This window comes from Streptomyces sp. NPDC002265, assembly GCF_040296125.1.
Lineage (GTDB): Bacteria > Actinomycetota > Actinomycetes > Streptomycetales > Streptomycetaceae > Streptomyces.
The window spans coordinates 1-13,803 of record NZ_JBEOWS010000270.1 but is presented as its reverse complement, the minus strand read 5'-3'; the positions used below and the strand labels follow the sequence as shown (position 1 = coordinate 13,803).

13 protein-coding genes are annotated in these 13,803 nt (G+C 70.1%); all 13 read left to right on the top strand.

From position 1 onward, the window contains the following. On the top strand, positions 1-1,204 hold a 1,204-nt coding region (locus ABT085_RS33970), incomplete at its 5' end, for a UDP-N-acetylmuramoyl-L-alanyl-D-glutamate--2,6-diaminopimelate ligase (protein WP_502982867.1). Between the two features lie 4 nt (positions 1,205-1,208). After that, on the top strand, positions 1,209-2,636 hold the full coding sequence (locus ABT085_RS33965) for a UDP-N-acetylmuramoyl-tripeptide--D-alanyl-D-alanine ligase (protein ID WP_351616818.1): 1,428 nt from the start codon (positions 1,209-1,211) through the stop codon (positions 2,634-2,636). Continuing rightward, positions 2,636-3,706 (top strand): phospho-N-acetylmuramoyl-pentapeptide-transferase, encoded by a 1,071-nt coding sequence (gene mraY / locus ABT085_RS33960; protein WP_351616821.1) that lies wholly within the window; start codon positions 2,636-2,638, stop codon positions 3,704-3,706. The genes ABT085_RS33965 and mraY overlap by 1 nt, the downstream gene beginning before the upstream one ends. Continuing rightward, the gene (murD, locus tag ABT085_RS33955) at positions 3,688-5,106 is read left to right on the top strand and encodes a UDP-N-acetylmuramoyl-L-alanine--D-glutamate ligase (protein ID WP_351616815.1); all 1,419 of its coding nucleotides are present in this window, start codon (positions 3,688-3,690) and stop codon (positions 5,104-5,106) included. Before mraY ends, murD begins: the two co-directional genes overlap by 19 nt. 72 nt (positions 5,107-5,178) lie before the next feature. After that, the gene (ftsW, locus tag ABT085_RS33950; RefSeq protein ID WP_351616812.1) at positions 5,179-6,540 is read left to right on the top strand and encodes a putative lipid II flippase FtsW; all 1,362 of its coding nucleotides are present in this window, start codon (positions 5,179-5,181) and stop codon (positions 6,538-6,540) included. Positions 6,541-6,546: 6 nt separating this feature from the next. Beyond that, positions 6,547-7,635, top strand: a complete 1,089-nt coding sequence (murG, locus tag ABT085_RS33945) for an undecaprenyldiphospho-muramoylpentapeptide beta-N-acetylglucosaminyltransferase (RefSeq protein WP_351616809.1) — start codon at positions 6,547-6,549, stop codon at positions 7,633-7,635. 26 nt (positions 7,636-7,661) lie between these two features. Beyond that, positions 7,662-8,456, top strand: coding sequence for a cell division protein FtsQ/DivIB (locus ABT085_RS33940; RefSeq protein WP_351616806.1), 795 nt, complete (start codon positions 7,662-7,664; stop codon positions 8,454-8,456). A 277-nt stretch (positions 8,457-8,733) separates the two neighbouring features. Further along, positions 8,734-9,930, top strand: coding sequence for a cell division protein FtsZ (gene ftsZ / locus ABT085_RS33935; RefSeq protein WP_351616803.1), 1,197 nt, complete (start codon positions 8,734-8,736; stop codon positions 9,928-9,930). Next, positions 9,927-10,664 (top strand): peptidoglycan editing factor PgeF, encoded by a 738-nt coding sequence (gene pgeF, locus ABT085_RS33930; RefSeq protein ID WP_351616800.1) that lies wholly within the window; start codon positions 9,927-9,929, stop codon positions 10,662-10,664. The genes ftsZ and pgeF overlap by 4 nt, the downstream gene beginning before the upstream one ends. A 6-nt stretch (positions 10,665-10,670) precedes the next feature. Then, positions 10,671-11,390, top strand: a complete 720-nt coding sequence (locus tag ABT085_RS33925) for a YggS family pyridoxal phosphate-dependent enzyme (RefSeq protein WP_351616797.1) — start codon at positions 10,671-10,673, stop codon at positions 11,388-11,390. A gap of 128 nt (positions 11,391-11,518) precedes the next feature. Next, positions 11,519-12,160 carry a cell division protein SepF gene (locus ABT085_RS33920; RefSeq protein WP_351616795.1) on the top strand — a complete coding sequence of 214 codons (642 nt, stop codon included), beginning with the start codon at positions 11,519-11,521 and terminating at the stop codon, positions 12,158-12,160. Between the two features lie 50 nt (positions 12,161-12,210). Continuing rightward, on the top strand, positions 12,211-12,501 hold the full coding sequence (locus ABT085_RS33915) for a YggT family protein (protein ID WP_351616792.1): 291 nt from the start codon (positions 12,211-12,213) through the stop codon (positions 12,499-12,501). Positions 12,502-12,553: 52 nt separating this feature from the next. Beyond that, positions 12,554-13,803, top strand: a 1,250-nt coding sequence (locus ABT085_RS33910; protein ID WP_351616789.1) for a DivIVA domain-containing protein, incomplete at its 3' end; no start/stop codon positions are given.

The window sequence follows — 13,803 nt, the reverse complement described above, 5'->3', positions numbered from 1 at the left end:
TCGAGGAGCGGGACTTCCCGCCCGGTGCGGACGGCGACCAGGACCGGCTGCGGCATCTCGTGCTGCGTGCGGGCATCGACCTGGAGACCTTCTGGGCGGTCTGAAGGCGGACCGTGCCACCGGGCTGATCGGCACCGTCGAGATGCGCATCGGCGACGAGCGCATCAAGTCCGAGCGCACCACCCCCGAGGCCACCGACCTCCAGGCCCTGTTCGCGGTCATGCGCGAACGCGGCGTCGAGGCGGTCGCCATGGAGGTGTCCAGCCACGCCCTGGTGCTCGGCCGCGTCGACGGCTGTGTCTTCGACATCGCCGTCTTCAACAACCTCAGCCCGGAGCACATGGAGTTCCACTCCGACATGGAGGACTACTTCCAGGCCAAGGCGCAGCTGTTCACCCCGCGGCGCAGCAGGCTGGGCGTGGTCAACTTCGACGACGCCTACGGCCGCAGGCTGGCGCGGGAGGCGACCGTCCCGGTCGTCACCTTCTCCGCCGAGGGCGACCCGGACGCGGACTGGCGCGCTGAGGACGTCCGCGTCGGGCCCATGGACTCCACGTTCACCGTGACCGGCCCCGAGGGGCAGCGGATCGCCGCCCGGTCCCCGCTGCCGGGCCCCTTCAACGTCGCCAACACCCTGGCCGCGATCGTCGCCCTGGCCGTGGCGGGGCTCGACCCGCAGACCGCGGCCGACGGTGTCGCGGCGGTGCCCGGGGTGCCGGGCCGCCTGGAGCGGGTGGACGCCGGACAGCCGTACCTCGCGGTCGTCGACTACGCCCACAAGACCGACGCCGTCGAATCGGTGCTGCGCGCACTGCGCAAGGTCACCAAGGGCCGGCTGCACATCGTGCTCGGCTGCGGCGGCGACCGGGACACCACCAAGCGGCGGCCGATGGGCGCCGCGGCCGCCCGGCTCGCCGACACGGCCGTACTGACCTCGGACAACCCCCGCTCCGAGGATCCCCTGGCGATCCTGGCGAGCATGCTCGAGGGCGCGGCCTCCGTGCCCGCGCACGAGCGGGGCGAGGTGCTCCTGTTCGAGGACCGGGCCGCCGCGATCGCCGCCGCCGTCGCCCGGGCCCGGCCCGGGGACACCCTGCTGGTCGCGGGCAAGGGCCATGAGCAGGGCCAGGACATCGCCGGAGTGGTCCGTCCCTTCGACGACCGCCAGGTGCTTCGCGAAGCTATCCAGCAGACCCAGGGATGAACTTGTGATCGCCCTCTCCCTCGCCGAGATCGCAGCAGTCGTCGGCGGGCAGACGTACGACATACCGGATCCGTCCGTCCAGGTGACCGGACCGGTCGTCCGGGACTCCAGAGAGGTGGTGCCAGGCAGCCTGTTCGTCGCCTTCGTCGGCGAACGGGTGGACGGCCACGACTTCGCACAGGCGGTCGTCGAGGCGGGCGCCGCCGCCGTGCTGGCGTCCCGGCCCGTCGGGGTCCCCGCCGTCGTGGTCGAGGACGTCCAGGCGGCCATCGGCGCCCTCGCACGGCATGTCGTGCGCGAGCTCGGTGCCACCCTCGTCGCCCTCACCGGCTCGGCGGGCAAGACCAGTACCAAGGACCTGATCGCGCAGGTGCTCCAGCGGCACGCCCCCACGGTGTGGACGCCCGGCTCGCTCAACAACGAGATCGGGCTGCCGCTGACCGCGCTCAGCGCCACCGAGGACACCAGGTTCCTGGTGCTGGAGATGGGCGCCCGCGGCATCGGCCACATCCGCTACCTGACGGACCTGACGCCCCCGCGGATCGGCCTCGTGCTGAACGTCGGCAGCGCCCACATCGGGGAGTTCGGCGGCCGCGAGCAGATCGCCCAGGCGAAGGGCGAACTCGTGGAGGCGCTGCCGCCGGCGCAGGACGGCGGCGTCGCGGTCCTCAACGCCGACGACCCCTTGGTGCGGGCCATGGCCTCCCGTACGAAGGCGAAGGTGGTCTATTTCGGAGAGTCCGACGAAGCGGACGTTCGCGCCGAGAACGTGCGACTCACGGACAGCGGACAGCCCGCCTTCAGCCTTCACACACCCTCCGGGTGCAGTGATGTGACCATGCGCCTGTACGGTGAGCATCACGTGTCGAACGCGCTCGCCGCGGCCGCCGTCGCCCATGAGCTGGGCATGTCCGTGGAAGAGATCGCCACCGCGCTCTCCGAGGCGGGCTCCCTCTCCCGTTGGCGCATGGAGGTCACCGAGCGCCCGGACGGCGTGACGGTCGTCAACGACGCCTACAACGCGAACCCCGAGTCCATGCGAGCCGCCTTGCGCGCGCTCGCGGCGATGGGCAAGGCCGCTCAGGCACAAGGGGGTCGTACGTGGGCGGTGCTCGGCAAGATGGCCGAGCTCGGGGACGAGGCTCTCGCCGAGCACGACGCGGTCGGGCGGCTTGCCGTCCGGCTCAATGTCGGCAAGCTCGTCGCGGTCGGGGGCAGGGAAGCCGCCTGGCTGCAACTGGGCGCATATAACGAGGGTTCGTGGGGTGAGGAGTCGGTGCACGTGTCCGACGCACAGGCGGCGGTCGACCTGTTGCGCAGCGAGTTGCGCCCGGGGGACGTCGTCCTCGTGAAGGCGTCACGGTCGGTGGGGCTGGAGAGCGTTGCCCAGGCACTCCTGGAGTCCGGTGCCGAGGGTGTTGATGCCCGATGATGAAGCAGATCCTCTTCTCGGGCGTCATCGGTCTGTTCCTGACCCTGGTCGGCACCCCGCTGCTGATCAAGCTCCTCGCCCGCAAGGGCTACGGGCAGTACATCCGCGACGACGGCCCGCGGGAGCACGCGAGCAAGCGCGGTACGCCGACGATGGGCGGTATCGCCTTCATCCTGTCGGCGATCGCCGCCTACTTCCTGTCCAAGGTCATCACCGGCTACGCGCCCACGTACTCGGGCCTGTTGGTGCTGGGCCTGATGTTCGGCATGGGCATGGTGGGCTTCCTCGACGACTACATCAAGATCGTCAAGAGGCGCTCGCTCGGTCTGCGGGCCAAGGCGAAGATGGCCGGCCAGCTGATCGTCGGTATCGCCTTCGCGGTGCTCTCGCTCCAGTTCGCGGACGGCCGCAACCAGACCCCGGCCTCCACCAAGCTGTCGTTCATCACGGACTTCGGCTGGACGATCGGCCCGGTGCTGTTCGTCGTCTGGGCGCTGTTCATGATCCTGGCGATGTCCAACGGCGTGAACCTGACCGACGGTCTGGACGGCCTGGCCACCGGCGCCTCCGTCCTGGTCTTCGGTGCCTACACCTTCATCGGCGTCTGGCAGTTCCAGGAGTCCTGCGCCAACTCGATGACCCTGACGAACCCGAACGCCTGCTACGAGGTGCGCGACCCGCTGGACCTCGCGGTCATCGCCTCCGCGCTGATGGGTTCCTGCCTGGGCTTCCTGTGGTGGAACACGTCGCCCGCCAAGATCTTCATGGGTGACACCGGTTCGCTGGCGCTCGGCGGTGTGCTCGCGGGTCTCGCGATCTGCTCCCGCACCGAGCTGCTGATCGCCATCCTCGGCGGCCTGTTCGTCCTCATCACCATGTCGGTCGTCATCCAGGTCGGCTCCTTCCGGCTCACCGGCAAGCGCGTCTTCCGGATGGCGCCACTCCAGCATCACTTCGAACTCAAGGGCTGGTCCGAGGTACTTGTGGTGGTCCGTTTCTGGATCATCCAGGGCATCTGTGTGATCGTCGGACTGGGCCTCTTCTACGCGGGATGGGCAGCGGACAAGTGACCGACTGGCAGGGGAAGAACGTCACCGTCGCCGGACTGGGCGTCTCCGGCGTCCCGGCGGCCAAGGTGCTGCACGGGCTCGGCGCGCGGGTCACCGTCGTCAACGACGGCGACGACGAACGCGCCCGCGCCCAGGCGGCGGAGCTGGAGGCGCTCGGCATCGCCGTGCGCCTCGGTGACGGGGACACCCTGCCCGAAGGCACCGAGCTCGTCGTCACCGCGCCCGGCTGGAAGCCGGACAAGCCGCTGTTCGCCGCCGCCGCGCAGGCCGGAGTCCCCGTCTGGGGCGACGTCGAGCTGGCGTGGCGGCTGCGGGGCCCGGACGCCGCGCCCTGGCTGGCCGTCACCGGCACCAACGGCAAGACCACCACCGTCCAGATGCTCGCCTCCATCCTGAAGGCGGCGGGCCTGCGCACGGCGGCGGTCGGCAACATCGGCGTCTCCCTGCTCGACGCGGTCCTCGGCGAGGAGCAGTACGACGTCCTCGCGGTCGAGCTGTCGAGCTACCAGCTGCACTGGGCGCCCTCGCTGCGCGCCCACTCGGCCGCCGTCCTCAACCTCGCCCCCGACCACCTCGACTGGCACGGCTCCATGGAGGCGTACGCCGCCGACAAGGGCCGCGTCTACGAGGGCAATCGGATCGCCTGCGTCTACAACGTGGCCGACCAGGCCACCGAGAACCTGGTGCGCGCGGCGGACGTGGAGGAGGGCTGCCGGGCCGTCGGCTTCACGCTCGGCACCCCGGGTCCCTCCCAACTCGGCGTGGTGGAAGGCATCCTGGTCGACCGCGCCTTCGTCGAGAACCGGCAGAAGAACGCCCAGGAGCTGGCGGAGGTGGCGGACGTGAACCCGCCCGCCCCGCACAACATCGCCAACGCCCTTGCCGCGGCGGCCCTCGCGCGCGCCTTCGGGGTGCCCGCCAAGGCCGTACGGGACGGCCTGCGGGCCTTCACCCCGGACGCCCACCGCATCGCGCACGTGGCGGACGTGGACGGCGTCGCCTACATCGACGACTCCAAGGCGACCAACACCCATGCCGCGGAAGCCTCCTTGGCGGCCTACGAGTCGATCGTGTGGATCGCGGGCGGACTGGCGAAGGGCGCGACCTTCGACGAACTCGTCGCGAAGTCGGCGAAGCACCTTCGCGGCGTCGTGCTCATCGGCGCGGACCGCGCCCTGATCCGGGAAGCCCTGGCGCGACACGCCCCGGAAGTACCCGTCGTCGACCTCGACCGGACCGACACTGGGGCGATGCCCGCGGCCGTCCGGGAAGCCCGGCGGCTCGCCACCGCCGGCGACACGGTGCTGCTGGCCCCGGCCTGCGCCTCGATGGACATGTTCGCCAACTACAACAAGCGCGGTGACGCGTTCGCGGAGGCGGTTCGCGAACTCGGCGCCTGACCCGGCCTGCCGCCGGGCGACCCTGGGAGGGACGCGTGCGACCGTCGAGGCCGACGTACAGCGGAGCCACGGATGCCCGGTAGCCGTACCGGGCGTCCGCCCGCGCAGCGGACCGTACGGCTGCCGCCTGCCTCCAGAGGCCCGCGCGACAACCCGCTGCGCGTGCTCCACCGGCGCGCCCGCAAGGCCTGGGACCGGCCGCTGACCGCGTACTACCTGATCCTCGGCGGCAGCCTGCTGATCACCGTGCTGGGTCTGGTGATGGTCTACTCGGCCTCCCAGATCACGGCGCTGCAGATGGCGCTGCCCGGCTCGTTCTTCTTTCGCAAACAGTTCCTGGCCGCCTCCATCGGCGCCGGACTGCTGCTGCTCGCCTCCCGGATGCCGGTGAAACTGCACCGCGCGCTGGCCTACCCGATCCTCGCCGGAGCCGTCTTCCTGATGGCGTTGGTGCAGGTGCCGGGGATAGGAGTCGCGGTCAACGGCAACCAGAACTGGCTCTCCCTCGGAGGTTCCTTCCAGATCCAGCCCAGCGAGTTCGGCAAGCTCGCGCTGGTGCTGTGGGGCGCCGACCTCATCGCGCGCAAACACGACAAGAAGCTGCTGGCGCAGTGGAAGCACATGCTGGTGCCGCTGGTGCCGGTGGCCTTCCTGCTGCTCGGGCTGATCATGCTCGGCGGCGACATGGGCACCGCGATCATCCTGACGGCGATCCTGTTCGGACTGCTGTGGCTGGCGGGCGCACCGACCCGGCTGTTCGTGGGCGTGCTGTCGATCGCGGCCACGATCGGCGTGATCCTCATCAAGACGAGCCCGAACCGGATGGCCCGGCTCTCCTGCATCGGCGCCACCGAGCCGCAGAGCGGCCCCGTCGACTGCTGGCAGGCCGTGCACGGCATCTACGCCCTCGCCTCCGGCGGGATCTTCGGATCCGGACTGGGTGCAAGTGTGGAGAAATGGGGACAACTGCCCGAAGCTCACACAGACTTCATCTTCGCCGTCACCGGTGAGGAACTGGGCCTGGCGGGGACGCTGTCGGTGCTCGCCCTGTTCGCGGCTCTAGGCTATGCGGGTATCCGCGTGGCCGGACGCACGGAGGATCCCTTCGTCAGGTATGCCGCGGGAGGCGTGACCACCTGGATCGTCGCACAGGCGGTGATCAACATCGGTGCGGTGCTCGGCCTGCTGCCGATCGCCGGTGTTCCTCTCCCGCTGTTCTCCTACGGAGGATCCGCCCTGCTGCCGACCATGTTCGCCGTCGGGTTGCTGATCGCCTTCGCGCGTGACGAGCCCGCTGCGCGGGCGGCGCTTGCGATGCGGCAGCCCCGCTTTGGTAGAAAGCGGGCTGGAGGCTCTGCGCCCGACCGGGGGCCTCGGAGATGGAACACGATGCGACGGCGTGCCTCGGCGGCGCGTACGTCCGGAGAGCGGTGAATTTCGGTGCATGTCGTACTCGCTGGTGGGGGGACCGCCGGCCACATCGAGCCCGCGCTCGCCCTCGCGGACGCCCTGCGCAGGCAGGACCCCACCGTGGGGATCACGGCGCTGGGCACGGAGCGTGGCCTGGAGACCCGGCTCGTCCCGGAGAGGGGCTATGACCTCGCGCTGATCCCCGCGGTGCCGCTGCCGCGCAAACCGACCCCCGAGCTGATCACCGTCCCGGGCCGGCTGCGCGGGACGATCAAGGCGGCCGAGCAGATCCTGGAGCGCACCAAGGCCGACTGCGTCGTCGGCTTCGGCGGCTACGTCGCCCTGCCCGGCTATCTGGCCGCCAAGCGCCTCGGTGTGCCGATCGTGATCCACGAGGCCAACGCGCGCCCCGGCCTGGCCAACAAGATCGGCTCGCGGTACGCGGCCAGGGTCGCCGTCTCCACCCCGGACAGCAAGCTGCGCGACGCCCACTACATCGGCATCCCGCTGCGCCGCTCCATCGCCACCCTCGACCGGGCCGCCGTACGCCCCCAGGCCCGCGCGGCGTTCGGGCTCGACCCCCATCTGCCGACGCTGCTCGTCTCCGGCGGATCGCAGGGCGCCCGCCGCCTCAACGAGGTGGTCCAGCAGGTCGCGCCGTGGCTCCAGCAGGCGGGCATCCAGATCCTGCACGCGGTCGGCCCGAAGAACGAACTGCCGCAGGTGCAGCAGATGCCCGGGATGCCGCCCTATGTGCCGGTACCGTACGTGGACCGGATGGATCTCGCCTACGCCGCGGCCGACATGATGCTCTGCCGCGCGGGCGCGATGACCGTCGCCGAACTCTCCGCCGTCGGGCTCCCGGCCGCCTACGTCCCGCTGCCCATCGGCAACGGCGAACAGCGGCTGAACGCCCAGCCGGTGGTCAAGGCGGGCGGCGGTCTCCTCGTCGACGACGCGGAACTCACCCCGGAGTGGGTGCGCGAGCACGTGCTGCCCGTGCTCGCCGACCCGCACCGGCTGTACGAGATGTCCACCGTCGCCAGCGAGTTCGGCCGCCGGAACGCCGACGAGCTGCTCGTCGGCCTGGTCTACGAGGCGATCGCCGCGGGCCGTTAGGCGCGGAAGACGAAAGGGCAGGGAGCGTGGCCGGACCCACCACCGCCGAGCGCGGTGAACGTCAGCAGGAGTCGTCCGGCCCGCCCCTCGTCCGGAGGTTCGGACGGCGCCGGCTTCGTGTGATCATCTTCATGCTGCTCGGTTCCGTGCTCCTCGGGGCGGGCTGCGTCTGGGTGTTGTACGGCTCGCAGTGGCTGCGGGTGGGCCATGTCTCGGTCTCGGGCACCACCGTGCTGACACCGGAACAGGTGCGCGAGGCCGCGGACGTTCCCGTCGGGGCGCCGCTGATTTCGGTCGATACCGATGCAATCGAGGCGCGACTTCGCCGGAAATTGCCCCGAATTGACTCGGTTGACGCGGTCCGTTCCTGGCCCCATGGAATCGGACTGAAAGTGATCGAACGCTCTCCGGTCCTTCTGGTCCGAAAGGGCGCTTCCTATGTCGAAGTGGACGACGAGGGCGTCCGTTTCGCCACGGTTTCCGAGGCGCCGAAAGGCGTTCCGATGCTCGAATTGTCGGTTTCCCGGCCGGGTTCGGCGGTCGCGAGTCTGCGGCGCTTCGGCGAGGACCGGCTCGTGCGCGAGGCCGTGCGGGTCGCGGGGGACCTGCCGGCCGCCGTCGCGCACGAGACCCGGACCGTCAAGGTGCGTTCCTACGACGACATCTCACTGGAGTTGACCGCCGGACGGTCGGTCGCCTGGGGCAGCGGTGAACACGGCGGCACGAAGGCCCGTACTCTCACTGCACTGATGAAAGCGGCCCCCGGGGCGCGGCACTTCGATGTCAGCGTTCCCACCGCGCCCGCCTCAGAGGTGAGTTGACGTACATCGGCGCAGGCCAGCACCCTGGTTGGGCAGCGCTACGCCTGATCACATAGGGTGAAAAGAAAAACGGGAGGTTCGGCGTGTTCGTTGAACGCGCGCCACTTGTCGACTTAGTGTCCTGTTCAGAAGACTCCAGAGAACAGACACACTGGTAACCCTAAACTTCAACGTTAGGGTTCGGGTCGGCGCTACGGACCGTCCCCATTCGGCATCAGTCGTCGGATCGCGACACGGCGAGGCGGCGACACGTAACTCGAGGCGAGAGGCCTTCGACGTGGCAGCACCGCAGAACTACCTCGCAGTCATCAAAGTCATCGGTGTCGGCGGCGGTGGTGTCAATGCCATCAACCGGATGATCGAGGTCGGTCTCAAGGGCGTCGAGTTCATCGCCATCAACACCGACGCGCAGGCGCTGTTGATGAGCGACGCCGACGTCAAGCTCGACGTCGGCCGGGAACTCACGCGCGGCCTCGGGGCCGGAGCCAACCCGGCAGTCGGCCGCAAGGCCGCCGAGGACCACCGCGAGGAGATCGAGGAGGTCCTCAAGGGGGCCGACATGGTCTTCGTGACCGCCGGAGAGGGCGGCGGCACCGGCACCGGCGGCGCCCCCGTCGTGGCCAACATCGCCCGCTCGCTGGGCGCCCTCACCATCGGCGTGGTCACCCGCCCCTTCACCTTCGAGGGCCGGCGCCGCGCCAACCAGGCCGAGGACGGCATCGCGGAGCTGCGCGAAGAGGTCGACACCCTCATCGTCATCCCGAACGACCGGCTGCTGTCCATCTCGGACCGCCAGGTCTCGGTCCTCGACGCCTTCAAGTCGGCGGACCAGGTCCTGCTCTCCGGTGTCCAGGGCATCACGGACCTCATCACCACCCCCGGTCTGATCAACCTCGACTTCGCCGACGTCAAGTCGGTCATGTCCGAGGCCGGTTCGGCCCTCATGGGCATCGGCTCGGCCCGCGGCGACGACCGCGCGGTGGCGGCGGCCGAGATGGCGATCTCCTCGCCCCTGCTGGAAGCCTCCATCGACGGCGCCCGGGGCGTCCTGCTGTCCATCTCCGGCGGTTCCGACCTCGGCCTGTTCGAGATCAACGAGGCGGCCCAGCTGGTCAGCGAGGCGGCCCACCCCGAGGCCAACATCATCTTCGGCGCGGTCATCGACGACGCCCTGGGCGACGAGGTACGGGTCACCGTGATCGCGGCCGGCTTCGACGGCGGCCAGCCGCCCGCGCGCCGGGACAACGTCCTCGGCACGTCCTCGGCCCCCGCCCGGCGCGAGGAGCCCGCTCCCGTCCGCCAGCCCGAGAGCCGCCCGTCCTTCGGCTCCCTCGGCAGCGTCACGCCGAAGGAGGAGCCGGAGCCCGCCCCGGAGCCCGTGAAGGAGATCCCGGTGGCCCCGCCGCTGCCGGCGTCGCGGAGCTACTCGGACAGCGCGGCCGAGGAGCTCGACGTGCCGGACTTTCTGAAGTGATAGGACAGCGCTCCGTAACGGGCACTGCGAACGGCGCGCACTTCGCCTTCACCGACAGGTGGGGCGGGGTGAGCGCCGTTCCGTACGAGGAGCTCAACCTCGGCGGCGCGGTCGGTGACGACCCCGACGCCGTCCGCGCCAACCGCGGGTCGGCGGCGCGGGAGCTCGGGCTGGATCCGGCCCGGGTGGTCTGGATGAACCAGGTGCACGGCAACGATGTCGCCGTGGTCGACCGGCCCTGGGGCGACGGACCCGTCCCGTCGGTCGACGCCCTGGTGACCGCCACCCGGGGGCTCGCCCTCGCGGTGCTCACCGCCGACTGCGTCCCGGTCCTGCTGGCCGACCCGGTGGCCGGGGTGGTCGCCGCCGCCCACGCGGGGCGTCCCGGCATGGTCGCCGGGGTCGTGCCCGCCGCCGTCGACGCGATGAAGTCGCTCGGCGCCGACCCCGCCCGGATCGTCGCCCGCACCGGACCCGCCGTCTGCGGCCGGTGCTACGAAGTGCCGGAGGACATGCGCGCCGAGGTCGCCGCCGTCGAACCGGCGGCGCACTCGGAGACGAGCTGGGGCACACCCGCGGTCGATGTGGCCGCCGGCGTGCACGCGCAGCTCGAAAGGCTCGGGGTGCACGACCGGGCGCAGTCACCGGTGTGCACGCTCGAGTCCGGCGACCACTTCTCGTACCGCCGGGACCGCACCACCGGGCGGCTCGCCGGCTATGTCTGGCTGGACTGATGGGGCATGACGGACCGTAAAGACGAACTCGCCGCAAACCTGGCGAAAGTGGAGCGGCGCATCGCCGCCGCGTGCGCGGCCGCGGGCCGCAAGCGCGAAGAGGTGACCCTGATCGTGGTCACCAAGACCTATCCCGCGAGCGATGTGCGGCTGCTGTCCGGACTCGGGGTGCGGCACGTGGCCGAGAACCGGGACCAGGACGCGGCACCCAAAGCCGACGAATGTTCCGATCTGCCTCTTAGTTGGCATTTCGTCGGTCAATTGCAGACCAACAAGGTGCGATCGGTGGTCGGTTATGCGGATGTCGTGCAATCCGTGGACCGTTCCCGGCTCGTGACGGCCCTGTCGAAGGAGGCCGAGCGCGCCGGGCGCGAACTGGGCTGCCTCCTCCAGGTCGCGCTCGACGCGGGGGAGCGCGAGCGGGGGGAGCGCGGCGGCGTGGCTCCCGCCGGAATCGAAGAGTTGGCCGATCTCGTCGCCCGGGCGCCCGGACTGCGCCTCGACGGGCTCATGACGGTCGCTCCGCTCACCGGGGAGTACGCGGGACGTCAACGAGCCGCGTTCGAGCGGTTGATGGATTTGTCGACCGACCTGCGCCGAGCTCATCCGGCTGCGAACATGGTCTCGGCAGGGATGAGTGCGGACCTCGAGGAGGCCGTGGCGGCTGGGGCGACACATGTGCGCGTCGGCACCGCGGTACTCGGAGTCCGCGCCGGGCTCGGGTAACGTCGCCAGGAAGTCGGACCACAGCAGAAAATATGGTCATTTCCGCCGAAAGGCGGGCATAAAGGCCACGTGGATCGCGGGACTTGGCAGTCGTCAGCGGATCCACCACAGAGCGGAGGACTCAGAGCATGGCCGGCGCGATGCGCAAGATGGCGGTCTACCTCGGCCTCGTGGAGGACGATGGGTACGACGGCCGGGGCTTCGACCCCGACGACGACTTCGAACCCGAACTGGACCCGGAGCCCGAGCGGGATCACCGGCGGCACGAGCCGTCGCACCCGCTGCACGGAGTACATCAGTCGCAAAGGGACGAACCAGCACGAGTGGTGCAGCCCTCCGCTCCGCGTGACCCGATGCCGCACGCCGCTTCGCTCGCCGCGGAATCCGGGCGCCCGGCGCGGATCGCACCCGTGGCATCCATCACACAAGAACGTCAGAGTCTGGAGAAGAACGTCCCGGTGATCATGCCCAAGGTCGTGTCGGAACGAGAGCCGTACCGGATCACCACGCTCCACCCCCGGACCTACAACGAGGCCCGTACCATCGGGGAACACTTCCGTGAGGGCACGCCGGTGATCATGAATCTCACGGAGATGGACGACACGGATGCGAAGCGACTTGTCGACTTTGCCGCCGGTCTGGTGTTCGGTCTCCACGGCAGCATCGAGCGGGTGACGCAGAAGGTGTTCCTGTTGTCGCCTGCTAACGTCGATGTCACGGCGGAGGACAAGGCCCGCATCGCAGAGGGCGGGTTCTTCAACCAGAGCTGAGACGTGGGACCGGAACAAAGTACGGAACAGGGGAGAGGGAAGCACCAGTCATGAGCGTGTTCGCGCAGGTGGTGTACTACGCGCTGCTGCTTTTCCTCATCGTCCTGATCTTCCGGCTGGTCATGGACTACGTCTTCCAGTTCGCCCGCTCGTGGCAACCCGGCAAGGCGATGGTGGTCGTTCTGGAGGCCACTTACACTGTCACTGATCCACCGTTGAAGCTTCTGCGGCGGTTCATTCCGCCGTTGCGTCTCGGGGGCGTGGCGCTCGACCTGTCCTTCTTCGTACTGATGATCATCGTCTACATCTTGATCAGCGTCGTGGGGAGTCTCGCGAGGTGACAGTGGACGATACGGTCTTGCCGACTGCCGATGACTACGTTGAGGTGAAGAGATGCCGTTGACCCCCGAGGACGTGCGGAACAAGCAGTTCACGACCGTCCGCCTCCGAGAAGGCTATGACGAGGACGAGGTCGATGCCTTCCTCGACGAGGTCGAAGCCGAACTGACCCGACTGCTCCGCGAGAACGAGGACCTGCGCGCCAAACTGGCCGCGGCGACGCGCGCTGCTGCCCAGAACCAGCAGAACATGCGCAAGCCTCCGGAGCAGGACGGGCCCCAGGGCGGTATGCCCCAGCAGGGTATGCCTCCGCAGGGCATGCCCCAGCAGGGTATGCGTGGTCCTGGTGGTCCTGTCCCCGCCGGCATATCGGGCCCGCCGCAGCAGCAGATGGGTGGCCCCATGGGTGGTCCGCCCCAGCTGCCCAGCGGTGCACCGCAGCTGCCCGCCGGCCCCGGTGGCGGTCAGGGCGGTCCGCAGGGCCCCGGCCCGATGGGCCAGGGTCCGATGGGTCCCGGCCCGATGGGTCAGGGTCCGATGGGTCCCGGCCCGATGGGCCAGGGTCCGATGGGTCCCGGCCCCATGGGCCAGGGTCCGATGGGTCAGGGTCCGATGGGTCCCGGCCCGATGGGTCAGGGTCCGATGGGCGGCCAGCCCCCCATGCAGCAGATGGGCGGTCCCATGGGTGGCCCGATGGGCGGCCCCATGGGCGGTCCGATGGGCGGCCCCGGTCAGGGTCCCGGCGGCGACAGTGCCGCCCGTGTCCTCTCGCTGGCCCAGCAGACCGCCGACCAGGCGATCGCGGAGGCCCGCTCCGAGGCCAACAAGATCGTCGGCGAGGCCCGCAGCCGCGCCGAGGGACTTGAGCGTGACGCCCGTGCCAAGGCCGACGCCCTGGAGCGGGACGCGCAGGAGAAGCACCGCGTCGCGATGGGCTCCCTGGAGTCCGCCCGCGCCACGCTGGAGCGCAAGGTCGAGGACCTGCGCGGCTTCGAGCGCGAGTACCGTACGCGTCTGAAGTCCTACCTGGAGTCGCAGCTGCGCCAGTTGGAGACCCAGGCCGACGACTCGCTGGCTCCGCCGCGTACCCCTGCGGCCGCGTCCCTCCCGCCGTCCCCGGCGCCCTCCATGGCACCGGCAGGCGCGAGCGCCCCGTCGTACGGCACCGGTCCGGGCATGGGTGGCGGACCGTCGCAGGCTCCGCCGTCCTACGGCAGCCAGCAGCAGATGACGCCGGCCATGACCCAGCCCATGGCTCCGGTGCGACCGCAGGGTCCGTCCCCGATGGGCCAGGCGCCCTCGCC